The organism is Pseudomonas sp. MWU13-2517 (assembly GCF_023242545.1).
Classification (GTDB): domain Bacteria; phylum Pseudomonadota; class Gammaproteobacteria; order Pseudomonadales; family Pseudomonadaceae; genus Aquipseudomonas.
On the sequence record NZ_JALMFA010000014.1, the window covers coordinates 12,131 to 36,360 of the forward strand.

Consider the following 24,230-nt stretch of genomic DNA (forward strand, 5'->3'; position numbering starts at 1 on the left):
GGGGCTGTGTGAATGGCGATGATTCGTTTGTTCACGGTGACCTTCCTTAGTTTTCTTAGTGCACTTTTCTGGAAATCAGATCGTTGCCTGTTGCCTCGCACATTGTTTGATCTGTGGTGGGCTTAGAACTGCCAATTGAGGCTCAAACCCACGCCCTGGGTTTTCTCCCTCCCCCCCAGTTGGCCGGTGTAATCCAGGTTGACCCGCGTCGACGGGCTCAACGCCAGGCTGGCCTGCACGCCGACCAGCGCCGCGTCCCGCAGCAGCGGCGAACTGCCCACGGCGAATGACGGCCCGCCGGCGACAAACGCCAGGTGTTCTTCGGATTGCACAGCGGTGAGGCTGTGCTGCCAGCCCAGAGAGCCAGAGAGTTCAAGTTGCTGGTGATCGTTCAGGGGCAGGGTTTTCAGCGCGCGCATACCCAGGGTGCCAAGCACCGCGTCACGCCGATCGCTGCCGCGCTCCAGTGCGGCGGCATCGCCTTTTTCGTGGAAGGCGTCACTGTCCAGATGCACATAGGCCAGGTTGGCGAACGGCTCCAGTGCCAGGGGTTGCAGCTGAACGCGGTAGGCCGCCTCGGTGAACAACTGCGCCGTGCGTGCCTCCAGCTTGGTCTTTTGCTTGCCGCTGACGGCACCGTATTGCAGGTCCCGCTTCACATCGCCACGGTGCCAGCTGTAGGCGCCGCCGACGCTGACCCGCCAGTCGCCCAGCTCCCGACCGGCATATGCGCCCAAGTGATAGCTGTCGATGGACGCCGATGAATGCGTGCCGTTGCCCAGGTTCAACCCACTGTCGCTGTAACCGGCGACCACGCCGATACGGGTCTGCTCATCCAGCGCACCGTCCGCACCGGCCAGCAGGCCGCCGATGGAGCGGGTCGAGCCTGCCATTTCGCTGCGGCTGTCGGTCTTGCCCCAAGCCCCCAGCGCCTTGACCCACAGGTTGCGTTCACCGGTGACCGGCACATGCCGCAGGCGCTCGCCCACGGCGTCGCGCAGTTGCAGGCTGTCGTTGATCAACATCGCGCCGATGGCCGGGTAGACCTCGCCGGACAGTTGCTGCAAGCCCTGCCGGGCCGTGGCCACCGAATCCGCCAGCAACACGCTTTCGTACACCGGATTTCCTGCGCCCAGTTGCTCGGCAGCAGCGGCGACATTGCGCTGGTTACGGGTGGCGGCCACGCTGGCGAACGTGGCGTTGTTGCGGCCTACATCCAACTGCACGCCGTTGGCCGCGTAGTCGAGTGTGCCGCCCAGGAACAGGTAATTGGGCAGCACCTGGCCGAACTGCCCCTGGATACCGCCCGCCGCCTGGAGGATGGAATACTGGCGACCGATCAGGCTTTGTACCTGGCTCTGGCTCAGCAACGTGGGACTGTTTTCCAGGGCCAGGGTCACGTTGCCACCGCCCAGTACGGCTTTGCCACCCGCGACAATGCGGTCGCTGCTGGCAGGTGTCAGCTCCACGGCGTACGTAGAGCCGGCCCCCAGGTTCACATCCCCCGCCACCTGCAAGGTACCCACCGAGTTGCCCGGTGCCACGCTGCCGCCGTTGTTGACGGACAACGCGGCAATCCGCCCGGAGCCGCCGAGGGTAGCGCTGTCGTTGACGGTCACCGCCGACGCCAGCGAACCATTGACCGTCAGCAAGCCACCGTTGACCGTGGTCGCGCCGCGATAGGTGCTGTCGCCGCTGAGCAGCAGCCGCCCGGCACCGGATTTGATCAGGCTGCCCTCGTACACCCGGTTAGCGGCGGCCTGGTCGCGCGCGTTGCCGATGGCGTAGTCCGTCTTGTCCTGTTGGCTGGCATTGGCGGCCACGCCGTTTTGCCAGCCCCTGTCGAGCAGCGTTTGTTGCCAGGCTGCGTGCTCGGCACGGTCTTCGGCCTGGCGCTGGATCAGCGCCTGGTCGGTGATGCCATTGCTCCACACATCACCCTGCCCGGCCGCCAGGCTTACGTTCATCGCGCCCAGCAGTTGCCCCGGCCCGTGCATGGCCCGGCCCAGGTCCGGCACGCCCCAGCCCACTGTGGTGTTGGGCGCCTGGGTGATCGAGCCATCGAGCTGCGTGGCGGTGGTCAACAGCACCTGCAACGCCTGCTCGTTGTTCAGGTAGGGATAACGCTCCATCACCAGTGCCAGCGCGCCCGTGGCATGGGGCGCCGACATCGAGGTGCCGGACTTCACGCCGTAGCCACCGTCGGGGATGGTGCTGTTGATCAGCGCGCCGGGGGTGGAAATGCACCAGTACTTGGCGATGCCGCACTTGTTGTATTTCTGGTTATTCGCCTTGTCCAGCCCCGACACCGCAAGCCAATGCCCTTCCAGCTCCGGCTGGAAATACGGCAGCGCCGAGCGCACGCTGGCATTCGCATAACCACTGTTACCGGCACTGAACACGTTGATGACGCCCGCCTTGGCCACGTCCGCCGCCGCATCCAGCCAGGTACCCTGGTTGTAATGCTGGGCGTACGCGGCGTGCAGATCGCCGAGGGTCTGGTAGCTGACATCCTTGGGCTGGCTGCCCCAACTGTTGTTGATGGCCCGCACGCCGGAATCGACCAGGGCGCTGTACACCGTCTTGAAATACTTGGGGTCGGGGCTGGGGCCGAACAGGAAGCTGTCGTTGGCGTTGGTGTTGCCCACGTAGATTTGCGCGTTGTAGGCCACACCGTGCATGCCCACGCCGTCGCGGGCCGCGCCCATGGTGCCGGTGACGTGGGTGCCGTGGGAGTCGTTGTTGGGGTTGAGCGCACCGGTAGTGCTGAACGGGCTGCCATCGACGTAGGTGCCGGTGGCCGTGACCGGGTGGAAGCGGTCTTTGGCGGCTTCCGGGTGGTTGGGATCGAAGCCTGAGTCGAGGGCGCCGATTTTTACCCCATTGCCGGTGATACCCGCGGCGTAGGCTTCATCTGCCTTCATGCGCCCCAGCCCCCAGTCACTCTGGAACTCGGCCGTACGCCAACTGGCTGGGTTACCCGGTTGGCCGGTCTCGGTGTAGGCCGCCTGTGCCGCAACGGACAACAGCAGCAAAGAGCCTGCGGTAAAGGGTTTGAAACGCGGTGAATCGGTGATCATCTAAACCATCCTTATTGTTTTTATAGACGCTCATTTCACCGGACCGAAAGCCTCATCGACTTTCGCCAGGTCGGTGTCACGCAAATTGCCGGCGTAGTAGTGCAATTTGGTCCAGGCCATCAGGTAGTCGTAACGTGCCTGAGCCAGGTCGCGACGGGTGCTATACAACTGCTGCTCGGCGTTCAGTGCATCGAGGTTGACCCGTTCACCGCCGAGGATGCTCTGCTTGGTCGACACCACCAGCGCTTCAGCCGAAACCAGGGCCTTCTGATAGGCGCGCAACTTGCTCACCCCCGACAGGCAGGCGCTGAACTGGCGGCGCAGCTCGATCAGGGTTTCGCGGGTCTTGCCTTCCAGTTCGTACTCGGCCTGTTCCATGGCGCGATTGGCCTGGCGGGTAGATGCGGAGACGGCGCCACCGGCATACAGCGGCAAGCTGAATTCCACGCCGATGGTGTTGGTGTCGTAGCGCTGGTTGTAGGTGTTGCCGCTGTCGGACTCCTGTCGGCGTGAACTGGCATACGCGGTGATCTTCGGCAAATGCCCGGCGCGGTTGCGCTCCACTTCATAGTGCGCGACCTCGACGGCCTGGCGCTGGGACGCGAGCGTGGGGTTATTGCTGATCGCCAGTTCGTGCCAGGTGTCGTAGTTGGCCGGGGTCAAGGTGAAGGCGGCGAAGCTCTGGTTCAGCGGCGCCAGGTCGTGGATGTCGACGCTCTGCACACCGATCAATGCCCCCAGCTCTCGCAGGGATGCGTCCTGTTCGTCGAGTGCCTGAATCTCCTCGGCGGTGGCCAGTTCATAACGCGATTCGGCTTCCAGGATGTCGGTGCGCGTGCCCTCGCCTTGCTGGAACAGGTGCTGGTTCTGCTGGAACTGTTGTTCGTACGCCTTCTTCTTGGCGCGGGCAATGTCGATCTGGTCCTGGGCGAACAGCGCCTGGGTGTAGTAACTCAACACCCGCACCAACAGCGCCTGGCTCTTGTCGCGAAAACTCTCGTCGGCAAACAGCGCCTGGGCCACGCCCTTGCGGTAGTTGGCATAGGCTTCATAGTCGAACAACGGTTGCTGCAGGCTGAAGGTAGAGCCGTAGCTGTTGTAGTTGCGGTCGTCCCGATAAGACCCGCCGCGCCCGTCCGGCAGGTGCGCCTCGGAGTTGTTACGGCCCTTGTTGTAGTTGTACGACAGCCTCGGCAGCAGCCCGGCGCGGCCGATGGTGCGGTTTTCCAGGCCGGCGTCGCGCTCCTTGATCGCGCCGAGGAATACCGGGTCGTTGCGCAGGGCCTGTTCGTACACATCGAACGGCCCCATGGCCGCTTGGGCACTGCCGCAGGCCAACAGCAAGGCGATGAACACTGACTTCATGCTCATTCCTCGGTCAACGCGGAGCCGGCGCGGTCGAGCAGCGGCTTGAACAGGTAATTGAGCAATGAACGTTCGCCGGTCCGCACGAACATCTCGGCGGGCATGCCTGGCTTGATCACAAGGCCGTGGAGTTTTTCCAGCGCGGCGTCGCTGACGCTGGTACGCAGCACGTAGTACGGGGCGCCGGTTTTTTCATCGAGCATCTGGTCGGCGGAGATCAGGCTGACTTCGCCTGGCACACGCGGGGTGCGGCTCTGGTTGAAGGCGGTAAAGAGGATGTCGACCGGCAGATGGGTGCCCACCTTGTCCACCAGGTGCACCGGCAAATGCCCTTCCACTTCCAGGCGCGTCCCCTGCGGCACGATTTCCAGCAAGGTTTCACCGGCGCGTACCACGGCGCCTTCGGTGTGCACGCCAAGGTTGACCGCAATGCCATCGGCCGGAGCGTTGATTTCACTGTGCTGCAGGTCGAACCCCGCCGAGGTCAGTTGCTGCTCCAGGGTCAAACTGCGCAGTTGCGCGTCGGCCAGTTGGCTGCGCACTTCCTTTTGATATTCCTCCTGGTGCTGCTGCAACTTGAGGCGCGATTCGAGGATGCCCTGCGCGACGCGACCGCTTTCCCCAGTGTTTTGCGCCAGGCTTTGCTGGACCTGGGACAACTGACGCTGATAGTCCATCAGACGGTTGCGCGGGATATAGCCGTTGTCGGCCAGGGGTTGCAGGTTGCTCAGTTGCTCGCGCAGGGACTGCGCCTGGGCCGTGAGGTCGCTGCGGGCACGGCGCATGCCATCCAACTGAGCGGTGGCGCCTTCGATATTGGCGCGAATGCCTGCCTGTTCACGGGCAAAGGCTTCGCGGCGGCTGCTGAAGAGTTGGCGCTGGCCTTCCAGTACCAACGCCAGCGCCGGGTCGGGGTTCGCGCTCAATTCAGCAGGGAAACTAACGCTGGGTTGGTTATCGCGCTCGCTCTGCCAGCGGGCAACGCTGGCCCAGGCCAGGCGGTATTGGGCCTGCAGCGACTGCACGTCGGCTTGATGCTGGGTCTGGTCGAGCAAAAACAGCGGCTGGCCTTGTTTTACCGCCTCGCCCTCCTTCACCAGAATCCGGCTGACCACACCTGGGCTCAGGGTTTGCACAGCCTTGCGCTTGCCCGACACCACCACCGTGCCTTGTACCGGAATCCCCTGGTCCAATGGGGCCAGGCTGGCCCAAAGGAAAAAACCGCCGGCGCCGACGACCGTCAGCAACCAGCCCATCTTGACGAAAAAACCGGCGTCTCGCTGCTTGAAACGTGATTCGAAAGTCGTGCTGCTCATGCGCCTGGGTTCCTTGCGGCTTGATACTGACGGCTAAGGCTCACACCGGCCTTTTCCCGTGGTGCTTCCTGCTGGCCCGACAAGGCGCGCAGCACTTCCTGGCTCGGTCCGAATGCCTGCAACCGGCCTTCATTGAGGACTGCCAATTTGTCAGCCTGGGCCAGCGCTGAAGAACGGTGCGTCACCAGCACCACGCTTGAGCCCTGGGCTTTCATCTGCACGATGGCGCTGGCCAATGCGGCTTCACCGACGGTGTCGAGGTTGGAGTTGGGCTCATCCAGCACGATCAACCGTGGCCCGCCGTAAAGGGCACGTGCCAGGGCCACCCGTTGTTTCTGGCCGCCCGAGAGGCCGCCGCCGTTGTCGCCCAATACCGTGTCGTAGCCTTGGGGCAAGCGCAGGATCAGTTCATGCACCCCGGCCTGTTGCGCCGCCTTCACCACCTGCTCCGGATCGGCATCGCGAAAACGCGCGATGTTGTCGGCGATGCTGCCGCTGAACAATTCGATGTCCTGGGGCAGATAGCCGATATGCGGGCCCAGATCATCGCGGTCCCAGCGGTGAATATCCGCGCCGTCCAGGCGCACAGTACCGGCCAGGGTCGGCCACACACCCACCAGCACACGGGCCAGGGTGGATTTACCTGAGCCCGACGCACCGAGCACGCCCAGTACTTCGCCGGCCTCGAGACTGAAGCTGACTTGATGCAGGGTCGGCAGACGCCGCCCCGGCGGACCCGCGCTGACCTGCTCGAAATTCACCTGGCCCTTGGGCGCGGGCAATGCCATCTGCTCGACTTCCGGTGGAAATTCACGCAGCAGTCCGTCGAGGCGCTGGTAGGCCAATTTGGCCGAACTCCACTGCTTCCACACCGCGATCAACTGGTCGATCGGGCTGAGTACGCGGCCCATCAGGATGGAGCCTGCAATCATCATCCCGGCGGTCATATCACCCTTGATCACCAGGAATGCCCCAAGGCCCAGCACCAGGGATTGCAGGCACAGGCGCAGGGACTTGCTCAGGGAGGTGATCACCGAACCGGTGTCGCTGGCCTTGTTCTGGTAACCAAGAAATTGCTCATGCACGGCGAACCAACGCTTGCGCAACGCACCGAGCATGCCCATGGCCTGGATCGTCTCGGCGTTGTGCAAATGGCTGGTGGCCAACTGGGTCGACTGCTGGGAAAACGCGCCCGCCTCGCCCAACGGCTTTTTGGTCAGGTATTCGTTCAGGCAGGCCAGCGCGATCAATATCACCGCGCCTGCCGTAGCCAACACGCCCAGCCACACGTTGAACAGGAAAATCACGAACAGGTAGATGGGAAACCACGGCGCATCAAAAAATGCGAACAGCGCAGGCCCGGTGATGAATTGGCGGATAACCGTCAAATCGCCCAGTGACTGCCCGGCATGCCCTTGGCCGCGCTGCAGGTTGCGTTCGAACGCGGCTTTGTACACGCGCAGGTTGAAACGCTGTTCCAACTGGCTGCCGATACGGATCACGATAAAACTGCGCACCACTTCCAGGGTGCCGATAAAGGCAAAGAACCCCACGACCATCAGCGTCAACATCACCAGCGTGGTTTCATTCTGGGAGGACAGCACGCGGTCATACACTTGCAGCATGTAAATCGACGGCACCAGCATCAGCAGGTTAATCAATGCGGTGAAACAGCCGATGCTGATCAAAATACTTTTGTATTCACCCAAGGCCCTGAATAAGGGCGCAACCGCATGGGACTTCGCCATATCTTTTGATCTTCCCTGAAGCGAATGACGCGCAATAGTTGCCCACGCCCTGGATAAGGGATGGCCAACTATGAAATCGAGTTATAGGCTTATAACTGTTAACTAAAGTGCTCGTTGCAATACAACTTCCGAACCTGACGGTGTTCGCCCTTTATATTCACCTTCTCTCTGGCGATTCAAATGAGTAATGCCAGTGCCTTCGGCATTCATCAGCCAGATACCGTCCGGGGTCGGTGACCAGGTCAGGGGTTTATCGCCCAGCCACTGCTCGACACAGGCGACATCGCCCGCCAGGGCATTGGCCTGTTCCAGCAGGTCCAGCGCGCAGACCTGATCCTGTTGTTTCAGCTCCCAATGCCCGGCCAATTGGGCGGTAGTGGGTAACACGAGACTGCTCGCCATTGCTTGGGCTCCTGCCAATACGATCACCACCTGCGAAGCACAGGCGATCAAATGGGAAAAACGCGGCATCTGCTGCTCCCTCATAGAGCGCGGCGCCGAAGCGCCGCGCGCTTTACATCACGCCACGATGTCAGTGACAGCGGCCTGGCCAACGGTGGTGACGAGGAAATCCGCCACGCCGTGCCCGGAGAAGTCCACTGCCAGCGTACCCAGGTTAGTACCCGAGGCGTAGGTCAGTACAGCATCGCCGGCATGCCCGGTGAACGCATTGACGAAGCTCAAGCCTGCACCTTTGGTGATGCCGGTGAGGTCGATCTTGTCGGAACCGGAAGTGAAGTCAAAGATCTTGTCCGCAGCACCCGGCTTGGAGTCGGAACTGGCACCGTACACGAAGGTGTCGCTGCCGGCGCCGCCCCACAGTTGGTCCGCACCGCCACCGCCGTAGATGATGTCGTTGCCGGCACCGCCCTTGATGAGGTTGGCTGCACTGTTACCAATGATCAGGTCGTTGCCCGAACCGCCGAAGGCGTTTTCGACCGTGACGCCCTTGGCGATGGACACGTTGCCCACCAGGCCGCCAACGTCCGAGAACGAGGCTTCATTGAGGTTGATCTTCTGGTTCTGGGTGAAACCGGAGAAGTCCAGGGTGTCGTTGCCGCCACCGTCCCATACCGAGAACACCAGCTTGTCGGCATTGGAAGTGGCGCTGTAGAAATCACGCCCGGTGTTGGAGTTGAACCCGTAGGTAGTGTCGCCGGCACGGGTGTTGTAGTTGGCGCCGTAGAGCTTCTGGATCGCGGCGATGTCGTCGATCAGCGGGCCCGAGGAATAAGCTTCGACACCGCCTTTACTGAAGTTCTGGTTGGTGTTGCTCTCGCTCCAGTAACTCATGACGCTGTAGCCACGCGTGTCCTGTCCATAGGTCGCGTCGTTATAGGTCGGGTTGCCATTCCCGGCGTTGTAGTCGCCAGGGTGAGCCAGGCCCAGGGTGTGGCCGATTTCGTGGGTCAGGGTCTGCCGGCCATAGTTGTTCAGGTCCGGCGTCTTGTTCGGCGTGTAGCTGTTGTTGGTCAGGTACCACGAAGTGCCGTCGTAGCCTGCACCGGTGCCGGGCAGGTAAGCGAAGGCGGCTGCGCCGTCCTGGCCACCGCTGTAGTTGCCGAAGGTCATGTGTGCATCACCACCGGAAGCCTTTTCGGTAAAGGTCACGTTGGCGACATCCGACCAGGATTGCATGGCCAGTGCGGCCTGTGCTTTCTGCTGGGTGTTGAATTGGCTGAACCCGGTAATACCATGTTTGCTCATGGTGGCCGAAGACGCCGAGGTGAGGAAGGTGTAGGTCAGATCGATCTTGCCGTTGCCATCAAAGTCCCGGTACGCGGCACCATCCCGCAGCAGCTGGGTAGCTGCCTGGTCCACGGAGTAGGACGGCTTGCCATTGACCGTGAGGTTGCCGCCACGGTCGTACAGATGGCTGAAGCTATCGATCTGCGAATACGCTGTGCTGGTTTGCGCTGCAGAAACAATAGCTTTGTCTTTTACTTTTGACATAAACGTACTTCCTTGTTTGCAAGTGCATCAGTCTTTGTTCGATAGGAACCTCGCGGGCGAGATCGTCCTATCACTCGCCTCTCTTGAAGGCGTATCGAAACTGACACAACTTGAAATCTTTCGTCTACAAATATTTCCGCACTGAAAATGTGACGTAGATTCAACTCGAGGAAGTGCTCTCCAGCATTTATTGGGGGCTATTGCTGTTGCGCGACCAATTGTCGCCCTCTGCTATTTAAATATTAAATAGGGGTAAAGCCGCTCAAGTTGAGCGGCACACTTGGTTAAATGGATCCAATATATTGTCACGGTGTCATCTACAACATTAAAGAGCCACTATCCGCACTATTAAAGTGCCTTGTCCCCTATTACCGGGCCACACTCCAGCCAGACTTGTTCAACGCACTGATAAGTGTCTCGCCGGAAAGTCCCGGCACGGTGATGCCCGCTTGCGTGGTCATGTCCTCACCGGCCAGCATGGCGTTGATGATCGCCTCCTCCACGGCCTCCGCCGCGGCACTGAACAGTGGCGAGATATGGTCGTTATTCACCATGTGCAACGGCGTGCTCAGCGGCAAATCCTTGCGCCCGTAATCGGCCGGTGGAATAGCCTGATTGCCGGTGGCGAACGCCAGGAACAGGTCGCCGCTGGAGTCTTCGGTGCCGCCACCGGTGCGGGCGATACCGATCGACGCGCGCTGCGCCAGGCGCCGGCACTGGTGCGGCAATAACGGCGCGTCGGTGGCAAGGATCACCACAATCGAGCCCATGCCGGGCGTACCGCGCTCGGCGAACGGTGAAGGGATCTCCATCAGGTGGCGCCCCACCGGGTAGCCATCCACACGCAGCTCCTGGCGTTTGCCATGGTTGGCCTGCACCAGCACACCGACGGTCCAGCCCCCCTGCTCCGCCGGCAAGCGCCGCGATGCGGTGCCGATGCCACCCTTGAACTCGTGGCAGATCATCCCGGTACCGCCGCCCACCGCGCCTTCCTGGACCGGGCCGGACTCCGCATTATTCAAGGCATCGCGCACATGCTCAGGCTTGACGTGCTGACCCCAGATATCGTTAAGCAGGCCATCATAGGTTTCCATCACCACCGGCATGCACCAATACATGGCCGGGTCCGCCAGACGCTCGCGCTCCAGGGCGATCAAGGTGTCGCGCACAATGCCGATGCTGTGGGTGTTGGTGATGGCCAGCGGCGTGGTCAACAGCCCCGCTTCGCTGATCCACTCAAGGCCGGTGGCATCGCCGTTGCCATTGAGCACGTGGTAGCCGGCAAAGCACGGTTGATGGCGTGCCTCCCCGGCCCGCGGCTGGATGACACTGACGCCGGTGCGCACCTGCTTGCCGTCGATACAGGTCTTGAGCGTGGCATGGCCCACCCGGACGCCTGGAACATCGGTGATGGCATTCAATTCGCCGGGCGTGCCCAGCCCCAGCGTGATACCCCATTGACGTGCACGCATAACCACTCCTTACAATTTCTGATACGCCGGACTCGACCGGCCACTGATGCAATAAAAAATCACCGACGTGGCCAGCAAGCCGATGATGATCATGATGTCCCGGATCGACGCAGCCGCGATCAAGGTCATCAACAAATAGCCCGCACCCAGCACCGCCAGTAAAGCCGGCAGCGGCCACAACGGCATGCGGTAAGGATGCTCGCGATCACGCAGCAGCACCCGGCTCATCAACGCACTCAACGCCACCACCAGGTACACCAGCATGATCAGCAACACGCTGAACGACGTCAGGTCTGCCAGGTTGGAGCTGAAACTCAGCAACGCCGAGGGAATGGCCAGGAACAGCGTAGCCAACCAGGGCGAATCCCAGCGCGGGTGGATACGGGTAAACAATGTGTTGATGGTGGGCGTCCACAGCGCATCGCGGCCACTGCTGAACACCACGCGGCCAATCTGGATGACGATGGCGACGATGGCATTGAACACTGACAGGAAGATCCCCGCGCTGACCAGCCGTGACAGGGTTTCATTACCGTGGCTGGTCAACAGGTAGCCGATCGGGTCGGGGCTGCTGATCATCGCACTCAAGGATGGCGCGCCAATCAGCAGCGCGGTAATCGGCACCAGCTCGATCACCACCACCAGCCCGAGGGACCACAACACCGCCTTGTGCACCCCCTTGCCGCCACACTTCATGTCTTCGGCCAACAGCACGGCCGGGCCATAACCATTGAACGAAAACAGGCCGATGCCGACCGCGCCGATGACCAGGCCCCAGGGGGCCAGATGCAGCAGGCCGTTTTCGACGATCTGCGGCTGGAACAGCACACTGGCCGGCTGTACCGGGTTGCCGAAGCCGATAAACACGATCACCAGCAGTGCCGCCACTTCCAGCAGCAGGCAGGTGCCAGTGATCCAGGCATTGAGCTTGATGTTGAGAATGCCCAGGGCATAACTGCACACCACGATGGCCAAGGCCACGGTTTGCGAGTCGAATTGTGTGCCCAGGGCGTTATTCAGGTAGGTGGCTGCACCGGTTGCCAGTACTGGCGGGATAAACAGCAACATCACCAGCACGGTCAAAAACGTCGCATAACCGGCCATACCGCCGAAGACGCGCTTGGCGTACACATACTCACCGCCTGCACTGTTGTGGGCACGACCCAGTTCGGCGTAACAGAAGGCGAACATCAGCGCGAGCAAAGCCGCCATTACAAAGGCCAGAAACACACCACTGCCGGCTTGTTGGATGGCAAAGGGCGCGATGACAAACACGGAACTGGCCGGCGTGACCGCCGAAACGGTGATGGCCACCACATCGAAGACGCTCAAGGTGGGCTTGAGCACGCCGTCTGGCGCGGGAGAAGCACTCATATCGTTATCCTCTGTCGTTGTTTTTTGTAGGAGGCAGAAACGAAAAGTCGGGCTTTTGCAGGATATGTTTCCCGCTGAATGATCCCGAAGGTATCGGCTGGGGTCGTGTCAGCCAATTCCCCTATTGGCGTACTCCCCTTGACGATACCCGACAAAAGCCGAACCCTTGGCCCAACTATTCGAGGCCGGGAGCCTGTTACATGAACGTGTTCAGGGAAATCGGCATGCATGCGGGGCTGGGGCGCACCCTGTCACAGATCGGCACCGAGCGGTTCTGGAAACAGCTGGTGCTGTTGCTGCATGAGTGCCTGCCCTTCGATAACGCCCTGGCGATCTTCTACCCACTGGAAGGCCCACCCCAGGCGCTGGAGGAATACGACGCCCAGCCCAGCAGCAAACCGGCGTCGATGCTGGTTTACCTCAATGGCTTGTATTTGCTCGACCCGTTTTTCCAGGCGTGCCGCGAAGGCTATGCCAGCGGTGTGTACCGCCTGGAGGAAGTGGCGCCGGACCATTTTCGCCAGAGTGAATACTTCCTCAACTACTTCCACGACAACGTATTGGAAGACGAGGTGCAATTCATCCTGCAACTGCCGGGTGCAGGTACTTTGTCGCTATCCCTGGGCATGCAGCGGCGGTTCAGCTCTGAAGAAAGCGGGCTGATGACCCTGCTGGCGGCGTGGGTGCTGCCGTTGATGCAGCAGCATTGGCAGCAAAGCACTCAACGCGCGCCGGCGATGGACAGCCAGATCAGGGATGCACTGAGCCAGTTCGGTTGCGGCGTGCTGTCGGAACGTGAGCTGGAAGTCGCTCGGCTGGTGTTGCGCGGGTTCTCGTCCAAGGCCATGGCCGAGCGCCTGAATATCTCGCCGGACACCGTGAAGGTGCACCGGCGACATCTCTACGCGAAGCTGGATATCTCGTCACAGCCGGAACTGTTTTCGTTGTTTATCCAGTCGCTGGGGCATGACCTGGAGAACCCCTGAGCCCAAAAAGAGAGATCATCGACCGGTACGAACGGTGTTCCACACCCGCGTGCGCACCCGGTCAATATTCAACGGCATCGCCTCCAGCGCAAACAGCTTGCCCATCATGTCCGGGCTCGGGTACACCTTGGTGTCGGCCTTGATTGCCGGGTCCACCAGGCTGTCGGCCGCGCTGTTGCCATTGGCGTAGTGCACGTAGTTGGTGATGCTGGCCATTACGTCCGGGCGCAGCAGGTAGTTCATGAACGCGTAGCCGGCTTTTTCGTCGGGCGCGTCGGCCGGCATGGCGACCATGTCGAACCAGATCGCAGCGCCTTCCTTGGGAATGTTGTAGCCGATATTCACGCCGTTCCTGGCTTCCTTGGCACGGCTTTCGGCTTGCAGAATGTCGCCGGAGAAACCGACGGCCACGCAAATGTCGCCATTGGCAAGGTCTGCGGTGTATTTCGAGGAATGGAAGTACGCCACGTACGGCCGCACTTTCATCAGCAGGTTTTCAGCTTTTTTGTAGTCTTCGGGTTTCTTGCTGTGGTGCGGCAAACCCAGGTAGTTCAGCGCGGCCGGCAGCAGTTCCGGTCCGTTGTCGAGGATTGCCACCCCACACTTCTGCAGCTTGGCCATGTTTTCCGGTTTGAAGATCAAGTCCCAGGAGTCCACCGGTGCGTTGTCGCCCAGTACGGCCTTGACCTTGTCGATGTTGTAGCCGATGCCGGTACTTCCCCACAGGTACGGAAACCCGTGGGCATTGCCCGGGTCGTTGTTTTCCAGGGCCTTGAGCAGTACCGGGTTGAGGTTTTTCCAGTTGGGCAGTTGGCTCCTGTCGAGCTTTTTCAGCGCGCCGCCCTGAATCTGCCGGGCCATGAAGTGGTTGGACGGAAACACCACGTCGTAACCGGATTTACCGGTCATCAGCTTGCCGTCGAGGGTTTCGTTGCTGTCATAGACGTCATAAGTGAAACCGATGCCGGTTTCTTTCTGGAAATTTTTGGTGGTGTCCGGCGCGATGTAATCCGACCAGTTGTAGATTTTCACCGTTTCGGCGGCCTGGCTGATAGAGACCACCCACATCAGGGGCAACAGGGCAATGGCTTTCATGGTTCGATTTCCTGGCGGTTTTAGGGCTGTTTTTATGGCAGGCGATCAAGGATCAAAGCGTTACAGAATCAATACATAGGTCTTGCGCACGGTCTCCTGGATGTCCCAGACCCCGGTGCTGTTGGCCGGCAACATCAATGCATCGCCGGCTTGTATGTGAACCACTTCCCCACTGTCGGGGGTGAAGGTGCAGCGGCCCTGGATAAAGTGGCAAAACTCCTGGGATTTGATTTGTCGGCGCCAGCGCCCCGGGGTGCACTCCCAGATGCCGGTTTCGACGCCGTCGTCGCGCTCCACGTGCAAGGTCGAGGCTACGGCGATGGGCTCGCCCAGTGGCACTGCCACGGGTGAAGCGTCCGGCAGGTGAGCGTTCAGCGTGTCTTTGAAATGAGTGATGCTCATGTAACTCCCCGTGTGAGTGAAACGATCAGTGCATGAAACCTTCCATGAAACCGGCTACAGCGGTCGCGCATTTGCGTCGCCAAGGCGCGGTCTTGGGGTTGGCCAACACTTGGTCTTCATGGACAAAACTACGAATAATCGCGTTGTAACCCAGCCAGCGGCATGGCTCGGGCTCCCAGGGCTTGAGCGCGTCCAGGCCACGCTCGCGGATCACCCAGGGCTGGTGGGTCAATGGCGTGTCGAGGCCCAGGATCAGGTCAGCCAAGGTGCGGCCGCCCAGGTTGGTGGCGCCGACGCCCTCCCCGCCATAACCGCCGGAAAGCGCGATACCGGTCTTGTGATCACACAACATGTGTGGCCGGAACCTGCGTGACATGCCGAGGTTGCCACCCCAGGAGTGGGTAATCCGCACGTTCTTCAGCTGTGGGAAGAGTTCGCCGAACAGGTAACGACGCAGCTCGACTTCGCTGTCGGTCAAATCGAAGTCGTGCCGTAACTTTCCGGCGAATTGATAGCCGCCGCGCGCACCGAATACCAGGCGATTGTCCGCGGAGCGCTGGCCGTAGGTGACCTGGCGGCTGCTTTCGCCGAACGCCTGGCCATGGTTCAAGCCGATTTCATCCCAGGTGGCGGCGGACAGCGGTTCTGTGGCGACAATCAGACTCTGCACCGGCAGTTGATAGCGCCCCAGCACGGGCAAGGTGTTGGCGTAGCCCTCCACCGCCGGCACTACCCAGGCGGCGCGCACACTGGCTTGGGCGGTACGCAGGCTGCCGGACTGCCAGTGGCTCACCGGGCTGTTTTCGTAGATCGTCACGCCCATGCTCTCCACGACCCGCGCCAGGCCGCGCACCAGCTTGGCGGGGTTGATCGTCGCAACATGAGGTGCATAGATACCGCCATAGGGCTTGGCGATACGGATTTGTTCGGCCAACTGTTGCGGGCTCAACCAGCGGTAATCGTGTTCAGTGAGGCCCTGGGCGTGAAGCTTGTCCAAGTAACGGCGCAGGCTGACTTCCTGTTCGGGGTAGCGCGCGGCGCAATACAGCGCACCGCCTTTGCGGTAGTCGCAATCGATCCCTTCGCGGGCCAGTACCTGGGCCACTTCATCGGGAATGCCGTGCAACAAATCGAATGAAGCCCGGCGTTGTTGCGGGTCAAGGCCCGCCAACAAACGGTCTTCACCCAACAGATTGCCCATCAGCCAACCGCCGTTACGGCCGGATGCGCCAAAACCTGCCGTTTGTGCCTCGATAATCGCGATTTTCAGCTCGGGCGCCTGGCGTTTCAGGTAATAAGCGGTCCACAGCCCGGTATAACCGGCGCCGATAATGGCCACGTTGACGTCCAGGTCATGGGCCAGGGCCGGCCGCGCCGCCAGCGGGTCGCCCAACTGGTCCATCCATAAACTGATATTTCGCCATGCCGGCATGCCAGGCTCCCCTGCCTCGTTTCGATAGGGGGATCCTAGAGCGTGACGTTATGGGCTGTCTTGCGCGCGTGCACGCAGAGAAATTTGTTTGACGTACGCCTTGGGCGACTGCCCGGTGTGCTGGCGAAACGCGCTGTAGAACGCCGATAACGAGTTGAAACCGGCGGCGAACGCCAGGTCATCGACTTTTATCGGCGGTACGGCCTTGTCCAGGCTGGCCAGTAAGTGTTGCAGCCGCGCATGGTTGACGTAGCGGTAGAAGCTCTGCCCCAGCACTTGGTTTAATAGGTAGGAAATCTGATTGCGGCTGTAGCCACATTCCTTGGCCACCCGTTGCAGATCCAGCGCCGGGTCCAGATAAGGTTGCTGCTGCTCAAAATAGTGCTGCAGGTCGTTGGCCATATGCCCCAGTTGCTGGGGCGACAAGCCCAGGCGACTGACGGTCGGGCGTACGGCCTGGGTCGGTTGCTCATGCACCAGCGACGCGTACTCATTGACCTGCCAGATCAAGCCGTCACGTACAGTGATCGCTTCGCTGGTGCGGAAGGACACCAACCCCTGGCCACCCCGCAAGGTGATGCGGTACTGGATGAAGGCGGTGTCACCGTCGGCGCGAATGCGGTCAGTGTGCTCTATGGCCTCGTCCGGCCCACGGGGCATGCTGGCCTGCAGGTACTCACGCAGTTCGGGGTAGCGCACTACGCGGTTCTGGAAGAAATCGTGGTACTGGATGTCCGGATGGTAGTAGGACATGACCCCGTCCAGGTCCCGATGGCGCCAGCACAAGTGGTGACGCAGCACCAAGTCACCGGTGGCCTGGGTGTTTTGGCAATCATCGGCTGCAGCGATGTCGGGCATTTAGGACTCTGCGGCGGGTAAACGGTTGAGATTGCCGAATTTCAGCAACCCCTTCAAGGGTTGATCAGCGCTGATCACTAGTGGCCTTTTGCCTAATTTGAGGCCGGGCTTGATCTATGTCAAAGAGTCGGAAAACAACCGCCGAATGGAAGGAAAAAAGTCACATGCCAGTTGCGAACGAATGCTATTTTGAAGTTCTACAACCATGACCAGAGACGGTCCTGGCCCTGCCGCGAGCTAAAGGAAGCGCTCAATGAACAAGGTGGGCAACATGAATAAAGTGACGTTCCCCAACGCGTGCCAGCTGATGCGCTGGCATTTTCATCCGATAGGCTTCGAAGGCAGCATGGATGCGCCTGGCAGCATGATCGTGCGCCTGTTCAACCGGGTCAGTGGCGAGACGTTGATCGCCATCGCCGGCATCCCCTGCGCCACCGTGATGAATGCTTCCGATGTGGAGCGAATTATCGAGGCGGTGGAGGATGAGTTGGAGTCCTTTGTACCACCGCTGTCTTTACGCGCCTGAGTCAATCAGCCGAAGCACCTGGGCGGCACTGCCTGGCTCATCCACGCCGATCGTCGAAGAACGCTTTCTTGCCGTCCACCCGTTCCGAGGCCCTGGGTACATTCACACCCAGGCCTTCCGGTTTCTCTACGTACCAATAGCAGTGGCTGACGGCCCGGGTGATGCCGACGTAGGCCAGGCGCAATACTTCATCTTTTTGCGCCGTGTCATAAGGCTCGCTGTCACCCTCATTACCCAGCCCGGCCATGCGGTAGACCTGGTTCTTGTAGGGCGAACTGGTGACGTGCTGGCAATCGCCCAACAGGAAGACCGCATCCGCCTGCAGGCCCTTGGCGCTGTGATACGTCAGCTGTTTCAATCTGCGTGCCGCCGGCGGCAAGCTGGAATCCACATTAACTACCGACTGAATATGCTCTTGAATCAATAGCTTATCGCTGCTTTTTCTATACAGCATTAACACCGACTCGCCCCTTTGGTAATGCTCCAGCAGCGTACGCCCCAGCGCCGCGTCGTCGCGTTCCAGCACCACTACCGGCACCAAGGGCTTGGGGATGCCACTGGCCTTGGCCCTTTTGCCGGGGATCGCCGGGGCGCTGCGCACGACATGCTCGGCGGCGTCGATGATGTGCTGATGGCTGCGGTAGTTCTCGCCGAGCATCACACGGGTGGTCGTGGGCGACGGGAATTCCTTGTTGAAGGCCATGAAGTATTGGGGCGAACTGCCACGCCAACCATAGATCGACTGCCAATCATCACCCACGCACAATAACGAAGAACGTTGCGCCCCACGCCCCACGTGCATCGCCGGGCCGCGGCTGCGGATTTCGCGCAGGCTGGCACGGACCCAAGACACGATCTGCGGCGAGATGTCCTGGAACTCATCGATCATCAGGTGCGACATCGGGCGCAGCAGCGGGTCGCTGAGCAACTTGAGGTTTTCGGGGGTATTTTCGCCGAACAGCGAGAACATCCGGTTGTAAGTCATAATCGGCGGCGACTGGTCGAGCAGGTGATCTTCCAGGGCTTTCCAGAAAATGCTCAAGGCTTCGAAGAAGAACCGGTCGGGGTCGTCCTTGGCGAAGCTCATCCGGCCCACGGCGGTGGGCACGTCCAGGCCAAGGTTCTCGATAAAGCCGGCAGCCGTGACAAAGCTGTCCAGCAACGGCGCCGAGACCAATTCCCCCTTGACCTTGTAGTCGAAACCGGGACCCGCCGTAGCTTCACCCGCCAGGGTGCCCAAAAGCCGTTTAGACGACTCATAGCTATCAAGCCAAATCAAAGGCTTACGGCAGAAAGCTTGAAATAAGGTTCGCTTCACCGCCCATTCCGCGCGCACTGCCAGTTTGGCGTTGGGGCGGGTTATCTGCGGGTTTTCCCGCGAATCGAAGCCCAACACCACCCAGGCATCCAACTCAGGGATGTAGCCATGGCAATGAAACTGCGCGCCATTGATCTCAAAGGTCTGCCGGCTGGGTTCGATACCCTTTATCGGCCAGGCGCCTGCGCGAAACCACAGGTCTTCGATGACATCGCAGAGTTCTTCATCGCGCTTGGCCGCCAGTTCGGTCACCGCCATGCGCTTTTGCACATCCGGGTGATCGCGTTCCAGCTCCTTGAGTTGCAGGCCCTGGCGCGCCAACGGCACGATCAGTTCACGAAAGCGCTCATGGCGGCCATGCAGGCGGTGGTAGCAGGCATTCATCTGTTGGCGCTGCGCATCGCTGATACGCAGGTCGAACGGGTTGCCTTCGGCCTCCTCGACATCGCTGCCGAGGTTTTCGAAAGCCTGCAGCCGTTCAAAGCCCGGCAAGCTGCGCACCATGGGCAGAATGCGCGAGTGGAAGGTGCGCACTACGGCTTGGGCCTCTTTGATGCCAAGGGGTTGGCCCCACAGGCTGAGAATCTCCATGAGCTTGCTGATGAAGTCTTTGCGTGATTCACGGGTGAAGGTCACCACGGTCATCGAACTGAGCTCGAAGCCCAGATAATGGGTCAGCAGCAGGATACGCAGCACCAGGGAGGTGGATTTACCGGCACCCGCGCCGGCGATGACCGAGGTCGAGGGCGTATCGCTGAAGATCATCTTCCATTGCGCCGCGCTGGGCTGGGCATGCTCCGGCAGCAGTCGCGCCACGTCGGCCTTCATGCGCTTTTTCACATCCGCGGTCAGGGGCAGGCGCCAATCGTCGAACAGGCTGTCGTCTATCCTCGGTGCGCGATGCTCGTCCGGGCGAAAGTCGCGGATCAGCAGGACTTGCCGGCCCTCTTCGATGCCATCGGCCTTACCCTCGCGATAGCCATATTCCACGCCCGCCTCGTGCCCGCTGCGAAAGCCATCAGCCTGTCCATGCAGCCAGGAGAACCGATGCTGAGCGCGCAAACGGGTCAGGCCATGCCCGAACAGGCGCGCCGCCAGGCGCTTGAGCAGGGGCATTTCAGCTATTGGGCGCAGCTCGGGCGGTAGATCGGGCTTTTGTTGCGGCACGCGGACTCCTGCGATGTGCTTGGCTTTGACAAGTGCGCCATGGTCGCCGGAATCGGCGCTCAGTTCCAGCCAATTGCTTTGTCGTCATGCAGTTAGGCGATGAAGTGAAAGTCAAAACGCGCGCAACCCATCTAATCGGCTGATAGGAATCAGGCACTTTTTACGCTTTTTATCGATCATCCACTCCCGGAAAATGGGGCCATACACAGGAGACGATCATGCTTGAACTTCGACCATTCAACACCCTGGGCGGCGCCCATCACGGCTGGCTGGACGCTCATCACCACTTTTCATTCGCCGAGTACCACGACCCCGAACGCATGCACTGGGGCAACCTGCGGGTGTGGAACGACGACATCATCGCGCCAGGCACCGGATTCCCACAGCACTCACACCGTGACATGGAAATCATCACCTATGTGCGTGAAGGCGCGATCAGCCACGCCGATAACCTGGGCAACAAGGGCCGCACCGAGGCCGGCGACGTACAGGTGATGAGCGCCGGCACCGGTATCGCCCACAGCGAATACAACCTGGAAGCCACGCCGACCAAGATCTTCCAGATCTGGATCATTCCAAACCAAACCGGGCTGGCGCCGTCCTGGGGAGCCAAACCGTTTCCCAAAGGGGATCGCGAGGGCTTTGTGACCCTGGCCAGCGGCAAGGCCGGCGACAGCGAGAGCCTGCGCATTCGTGCGGATGCACGCCTGGTGGCAGCGAACCTGAAAGCTGGGGAGACTGCCGAATACCGGCTGGACAGCGGACGCCGTGCTTATCTGGTGCCGGCTACCGGTGTGATTGAAGTCAACGGCTTGCGCGCACACGCTCGAGACGGCGTTGCGGTGGAGGATGAGCAGGTGTTGCGGGTGACGGCGATTGAGGACAGCGAGATTGTCCTGGTCGATCTGGCCTGATCCTCATCCCTGCACGTCATCATCAATGTGGGAGCGGGCAAGCCCCCTCCCACACTGCTATTGCGATTACTGTGAAATGGCGCCGTCTACCAGCACCTGCGCCTCTTCCACCAATTGCTTGAGGTGATCTTCACCAATAAAGCTCTCGGCGTAGATCTTGTAGATGTCCTCGGTACCCGATGGGCGCGCCGCGAACCAGCCATTTTCGGTCATTACCTTCAAGCCACCGATCGCCTGGTTGTTGCCCGGCGCATGACTGAGGATCTGCTGGATGCTCTCCCCGGCCAACTGCGTGGACGTGACCTGCTCTGGTGACAGCTTGCCCAGCAGCGCTTTCTGCGCCGGGGTGGCCTTGGCGTCGACACGGATGGCGAACGGTTCGCCCAGCGCGTCAGTCAGGCCACGGTAGATCTGGCTTGGGTCCTGGCCTTTGCGCGAGGTCATTTCCGCCGCCAGCAAGGCCGGGATCAGGCCATCCTTATCGGTGCTCCACACGCTGCCGTCTTTACGCAGGAACGAAGCGCCGGCGCTTTCTTCGCCGCCAAAGCCCAGCGAGCCTTCGAACAGCCCATCGGCGAACCACTTGAAGCCCACCGGTACTTCGTACAGGCGACGGCCGATGCGTGTCGCAACGCGATCAATCAAGCCGCTGCTGACCACGGTCTTGCCCACGGCAGCGTCGGCACGCCAATCAGGGCGGTTCTGGAACAGGTAGTCAATCGACACTGCCAAGTAGTTGTTCGGTGCCAGCAGGCCGCCGGACGGGGTGACGATGCCGTGGCGGTCGTGATCCGGGTCGCAGGCGAAGGCGACGTCGAAGCGCTCCTTGAGGCCGATCAGGCCTTGCATGGCGTAGCTCGACGACGGGTCCATGCGGATCTGGCCGTCCCAGTCCACGCTCATGAAACGGAAAGTGGAGTCGACTTCGGTGTTCACCACGTCCAGGTTCAAGCGGTAGTGTTCAGCAATCGCCGACCAGTAGCGCACCCCTGCTCCGCCCAATGGGTCAACGCCCAGGCGCAGGTCCGCGCTGCGGATGGCGTCCATGTCGATCACATTGACCAGGTCGGCCACGTAGCTGTTGAGGTAATCATGGCGATGGGTGGTGTCAGCCTTGAGCGCTTGCGCGTGGGTGATGCGCTTGACCCCGGCCAGCTTGTTGGCCAGCAGCTCGTTGGCTTTGGCTTCGATCCACTTGGTGACGTGGGTATCGGCCGGGCCACCATTGGGTGGGTTGTACTTGTAGCCACCGCTTTGCGGCGGGTTGTGGGACGGCGTGATCACAATGCCGTCCGCCAGGCCGCTGGTGCGGCCACGGTTGTAGCAAATAATGGCGTGGGAAATCGCCGGTGTCGGGGTGTATTCATCCCCTTCGGCCAGCATTACGTGCACGCCGTTGGCGGCCAGGACTTCCAGCGCGCTGGCGCCGGCCGGCGTCGACAGGGCATGGGTATCCAAGCCCACAAACAGCGGGCCATTGATACCTTGGGCTTCACGGTAAAGGCAGATGGCCTGGCTGATAGCGAGCACATGCCATTCGTTGAAACTCAGCTCGAACGAGCTGCCACGATGCCCCGAGGTGCCGAAAGCCACACGCTGGGTGGAGATTGCTGCATCAGGCTGGCCGGTGTAATAGGCCGTGACCAGTCGCGGGATATCCACCAGCAACTGGGCTGGTGCCGGCTTGCCCGCAAAAGGACTGATAGTCATGCATAAACCTCGAAAAGAAGGATTCGGAAAAAATGACAGTTTACTGAGAGTTGGACTACTTCGCGACGATATCGATCCGACAATCATTGGAGAATTTTCATACGCTAGTCGGTCTGCGCCTCGCGCAGTGCCTGCGCCAGGGAATCCAGGGTGATATCCAGGTTGAGGTGCCCATTGAACGTGTGGCTCAGCCGCATATGCTGATGGTGCAAGCCACTGAGACTGAACAGTTCACCCGGGCCAATCACGACCTGTTGAGCAACCATGCGCTGGAACACCTGGCGCATATCCACCGCCGCCACCGACTGTAACCAGAAGCTGGCGCCGGCGATGGGCATTCGATAGGTCACGCGCCCGTCCATGCGCGCATCCAGGCGCTGACTCATGGCCTGTGCCTGCTCGCGCAAATGCTCACGCAGCGTCTGCAGGTGCAGGTCGAACCGGCCATCCTGGTAAAGCTGGGCAATGGCGCGCTGACGGATAGACGACAGCCTGAATGAGCGCAACAGGAATTGGCGCTGCAGCTCGCTGCTCAGGTGCCGTGACAAGGCATAACCGAAAGGGGCTTCCGGACCGAGTACCTTTTCGAATGAAGAGAAGACGATCAGCCGCTCCGGGTTGACCAGGTTTCGCAAGGGGACCGGGGACGACGCGAAGCTCAGTTCACCGAATGTATCGTTCTCCAGCAACCAGCAGCCATAGTGGTCCAGCAGATGGGCCACGCCCAGCCGCTCCTCGGCCGACAGGGCAATGCCCGACGGCATGCTGACCACCGATGACAACAGCACCAGGTGCACCGGCTCGTGACGCAGCAAGTGTTCGAGCGTGTCCAGGTTGAGGCTGCCGCCGGCCTGCCAAGGCAACTCGACGACCCGCACACCGGCCGCCTGCAACAGGCGCAAAATCAGATAATCACAGGGGGACTCAACCACCACCACGCTGCCCTTGAGCCCCAGAGCGTCAATCAGGATCTCCAATACACCCTGCAAGTCTGCGCCGATGTACACGTCATCGGCTTGCCAGCACCGTGTGGGCGACGAGGTGTAGCGCGCCGCCAACGCCGTGCGCAGCTCCCAAACGCCGCAGGGTTGCAACCAGGGTTGCAGGTGATGCGGATGTCGCCGCACCAGTTGGCGCTCCAGCATCAGCAGTGCTCCATCGAGCGAGCCCAACAGCGCCGGCTCGTCACCACTGAGTACGACCATCGCCGGACGCCGCGCCGCCGCATACAACCGCTCAAGCAGATCGGCGCCGGTCATCACTTGCGGCTTGACCGTCGCAGGCCAGGCAAAATAACCGGATTTGGCCACCGAGTAGACCCGTCCCTCCTTTTCCAACAATGAGTAAGCGTACTGAATCGTCGAGATCGACACGTTCAACCGTGCCGACAACTGCCGCAGGGACGGCAGTTTGACCGGTATTTCCAGGCTGACTTCGTTGATCAGGTTGATCATGTAGCGGTACACCGCCTGGTAAGCGAAATCCGCCTGTCGCTCACCGCGCAGGGTCATTGC

The 24,230-nt window shown here is 60.9% G+C and carries 18 protein-coding genes; 3 read left to right on the forward strand and 15 right to left on the reverse strand.

The window, feature by feature from the left end:
- Window positions 1-122: 122 nt before the first annotated feature.
- The 8 genes from M5B97_RS20155 to M5B97_RS20190 form a co-directional block, all read right to left on the reverse strand.
- Window positions 123-3,080 (reverse strand): autotransporter serine protease, encoded by a 2,958-nt coding sequence (locus M5B97_RS20155; protein ID WP_248732454.1) that lies wholly within the window; start codon window positions 3,078-3,080, stop codon window positions 123-125.
- 30 nt (window positions 3,081-3,110) lie between these two features.
- Window positions 3,111-4,445: a TolC family outer membrane protein gene (locus tag M5B97_RS20160; protein ID WP_134657185.1), complete on the reverse strand. Its 1,335-nt coding sequence runs from the start codon at window positions 4,443-4,445 to the stop codon at window positions 3,111-3,113.
- A 2-nt stretch (window positions 4,446-4,447) separates the two neighbouring features.
- Window positions 4,448-5,761 carry an HlyD family type I secretion periplasmic adaptor subunit gene (locus tag M5B97_RS20165; RefSeq protein WP_248732455.1) on the reverse strand — a complete coding sequence of 438 codons (1,314 nt, stop codon included), beginning with the start codon at window positions 5,759-5,761 and terminating at the stop codon, window positions 4,448-4,450.
- Window positions 5,758-7,509, reverse strand: coding sequence for a type I secretion system permease/ATPase (locus M5B97_RS20170; protein ID WP_248732456.1), 1,752 nt, complete (start codon window positions 7,507-7,509; stop codon window positions 5,758-5,760). The genes M5B97_RS20165 and M5B97_RS20170 overlap by 4 nt, the downstream gene beginning before the upstream one ends.
- Before the next feature lie 102 nt (window positions 7,510-7,611).
- The gene (locus tag M5B97_RS20175) at window positions 7,612-7,980 is read right to left on the reverse strand and encodes an AprI/Inh family metalloprotease inhibitor (protein WP_248732457.1); all 369 of its coding nucleotides are present in this window, start codon (window positions 7,978-7,980) and stop codon (window positions 7,612-7,614) included.
- 48 nt (window positions 7,981-8,028) lie between these two features.
- Window positions 8,029-9,462 (reverse strand): serralysin family metalloprotease, encoded by a 1,434-nt coding sequence (locus tag M5B97_RS20180; RefSeq protein ID WP_134657183.1) that lies wholly within the window; start codon window positions 9,460-9,462, stop codon window positions 8,029-8,031.
- Between the two features lie 368 nt (window positions 9,463-9,830).
- Entirely contained in the window at window positions 9,831-10,934 is a 1,104-nt protein-coding gene (locus M5B97_RS20185; protein WP_123718261.1) for a P1 family peptidase, read from the reverse strand.
- Between the two features lie 9 nt (window positions 10,935-10,943).
- Complete coding sequence (locus M5B97_RS20190) at window positions 10,944-12,308, reverse strand: APC family permease (RefSeq protein WP_123718260.1); 1,365 nt, start codon at window positions 12,306-12,308, stop codon at window positions 10,944-10,946.
- A 200-nt stretch (window positions 12,309-12,508) separates the two neighbouring features.
- Here M5B97_RS20190 and M5B97_RS20195 point away from each other — a divergent pair, with 200 nt between their 5' ends.
- On the forward strand, window positions 12,509-13,294 hold the full coding sequence (locus M5B97_RS20195; RefSeq protein WP_123718259.1) for a helix-turn-helix transcriptional regulator: 786 nt from the start codon (window positions 12,509-12,511) through the stop codon (window positions 13,292-13,294).
- A gap of 15 nt (window positions 13,295-13,309) precedes the next feature.
- Here the strand turns inward: M5B97_RS20195 and M5B97_RS20200 are convergent, their stop codons facing one another.
- The 4 genes from M5B97_RS20200 to M5B97_RS20215 are packed head-to-tail and all read right to left on the reverse strand — an operon-like array spanning window position 13,310 to window position 17,081.
- The gene (locus M5B97_RS20200; RefSeq protein WP_123718257.1) at window positions 13,310-14,389 is read right to left on the reverse strand and encodes a polyamine ABC transporter substrate-binding protein; all 1,080 of its coding nucleotides are present in this window, start codon (window positions 14,387-14,389) and stop codon (window positions 13,310-13,312) included.
- Window positions 14,390-14,449: 60 nt separating this feature from the next.
- The gene (locus M5B97_RS20205) at window positions 14,450-14,791 is read right to left on the reverse strand and encodes a cupin domain-containing protein (RefSeq protein ID WP_123718256.1); all 342 of its coding nucleotides are present in this window, start codon (window positions 14,789-14,791) and stop codon (window positions 14,450-14,452) included.
- Window positions 14,792-14,816: 25 nt separating this feature from the next.
- Window positions 14,817-16,223 carry an FAD-dependent oxidoreductase gene (locus M5B97_RS20210; RefSeq protein WP_248732458.1) on the reverse strand — a complete coding sequence of 469 codons (1,407 nt, stop codon included), beginning with the start codon at window positions 16,221-16,223 and terminating at the stop codon, window positions 14,817-14,819.
- A gap of 48 nt (window positions 16,224-16,271) precedes the next feature.
- On the reverse strand, window positions 16,272-17,081 hold the full coding sequence (locus M5B97_RS20215; RefSeq protein ID WP_248732459.1) for a helix-turn-helix domain-containing protein: 810 nt from the start codon (window positions 17,079-17,081) through the stop codon (window positions 16,272-16,274).
- Between the two features lie 253 nt (window positions 17,082-17,334).
- On the opposite strand from M5B97_RS20215, the gene M5B97_RS20220 reads away from it, so the two are divergent.
- Window positions 17,335-17,607, forward strand: a complete 273-nt coding sequence (locus M5B97_RS20220; protein WP_248732460.1) for a DUF1652 domain-containing protein — start codon at window positions 17,335-17,337, stop codon at window positions 17,605-17,607.
- 37 nt (window positions 17,608-17,644) lie between these two features.
- Here M5B97_RS20220 and M5B97_RS20225 read toward each other — a convergent pair whose 3' ends face one another.
- Window positions 17,645-20,092, reverse strand: a complete 2,448-nt coding sequence (locus M5B97_RS20225; protein ID WP_248732461.1) for a UvrD-helicase domain-containing protein — start codon at window positions 20,090-20,092, stop codon at window positions 17,645-17,647.
- 218 nt (window positions 20,093-20,310) lie between these two features.
- Here M5B97_RS20225 and M5B97_RS20230 point away from each other — a divergent pair, with 218 nt between their 5' ends.
- Window positions 20,311-21,006, forward strand: coding sequence for a pirin family protein (locus M5B97_RS20230; RefSeq protein WP_134657177.1), 696 nt, complete (start codon window positions 20,311-20,313; stop codon window positions 21,004-21,006).
- Between the two features lie 66 nt (window positions 21,007-21,072).
- Here M5B97_RS20230 and pgm read toward each other — a convergent pair whose 3' ends face one another.
- On the reverse strand, window positions 21,073-22,716 hold the full coding sequence (gene pgm, locus M5B97_RS20235) for a phosphoglucomutase (alpha-D-glucose-1,6-bisphosphate-dependent) (RefSeq protein WP_248732462.1): 1,644 nt from the start codon (window positions 22,714-22,716) through the stop codon (window positions 21,073-21,075).
- Window positions 22,717-22,820: 104 nt separating this feature from the next.
- The gene (locus tag M5B97_RS20240) at window positions 22,821-24,227 is read right to left on the reverse strand and encodes a PLP-dependent aminotransferase family protein (protein WP_248732463.1); all 1,407 of its coding nucleotides are present in this window, start codon (window positions 24,225-24,227) and stop codon (window positions 22,821-22,823) included.
- Between the last annotated feature and the right edge of the window lie 3 nt (window positions 24,228-24,230).

Bases quoted from the DNA above. Each gene is read 5' to 3' on its own strand.
- M5B97_RS20190 (WP_123718260.1), bottom strand. From the start codon at position 12,308: ATGAGTGCTTCTCCCGCGCCAGACGGCGTGCTCAAGCCCACCTTGAGC.
- M5B97_RS20185 (WP_123718261.1), bottom strand. From the start codon at position 10,934: ATGCGTGCACGTCAATGGGGTATCACGCTGGGGCTGGGCACGCCCGGC.
- M5B97_RS20165 (WP_248732455.1), bottom strand. From the start codon at position 5,761: ATGAGCAGCACGACTTTCGAATCACGTTTCAAGCAGCGAGACGCCGGT.
- M5B97_RS20160 (WP_134657185.1), bottom strand. From the start codon at position 4,445: ATGAAGTCAGTGTTCATCGCCTTGCTGTTGGCCTGCGGCAGTGCCCAA.
- M5B97_RS20205 (WP_123718256.1), bottom strand. From the start codon at position 14,791: ATGAGCATCACTCATTTCAAAGACACGCTGAACGCTCACCTGCCGGAC.
- M5B97_RS20215 (WP_248732459.1), bottom strand. From the start codon at position 17,081: ATGCCCGACATCGCTGCAGCCGATGATTGCCAAAACACCCAGGCCACC.
- M5B97_RS20210 (WP_248732458.1), bottom strand. From the start codon at position 16,223: ATGCCGGCATGGCGAAATATCAGTTTATGGATGGACCAGTTGGGCGAC.
- pgm (WP_248732462.1), bottom strand. From the start codon at position 22,716: ATGACTATCAGTCCTTTTGCGGGCAAGCCGGCACCAGCCCAGTTGCTG.
- M5B97_RS20195 (WP_123718259.1), top strand. From the start codon at position 12,509: ATGAACGTGTTCAGGGAAATCGGCATGCATGCGGGGCTGGGGCGCACC.
- M5B97_RS20230 (WP_134657177.1), top strand. From the start codon at position 20,311: ATGCTTGAACTTCGACCATTCAACACCCTGGGCGGCGCCCATCACGGC.
- M5B97_RS20200 (WP_123718257.1), bottom strand. From the start codon at position 14,389: ATGAAAGCCATTGCCCTGTTGCCCCTGATGTGGGTGGTCTCTATCAGC.
- M5B97_RS20220 (WP_248732460.1), top strand. From the start codon at position 17,335: ATGAACAAGGTGGGCAACATGAATAAAGTGACGTTCCCCAACGCGTGC.
- M5B97_RS20240 (WP_248732463.1), bottom strand. From the start codon at position 24,227: ATGACCCTGCGCGGTGAGCGACAGGCGGATTTCGCTTACCAGGCGGTG.
- M5B97_RS20175 (WP_248732457.1), bottom strand. From the start codon at position 7,980: ATGCCGCGTTTTTCCCATTTGATCGCCTGTGCTTCGCAGGTGGTGATC.
- M5B97_RS20170 (WP_248732456.1), bottom strand. From the start codon at position 7,509: ATGGCGAAGTCCCATGCGGTTGCGCCCTTATTCAGGGCCTTGGGTGAA.
- M5B97_RS20155 (WP_248732454.1), bottom strand. From the start codon at position 3,080: ATGATCACCGATTCACCGCGTTTCAAACCCTTTACCGCAGGCTCTTTG.
- M5B97_RS20180 (WP_134657183.1), bottom strand. From the start codon at position 9,462: ATGTCAAAAGTAAAAGACAAAGCTATTGTTTCTGCAGCGCAAACCAGC.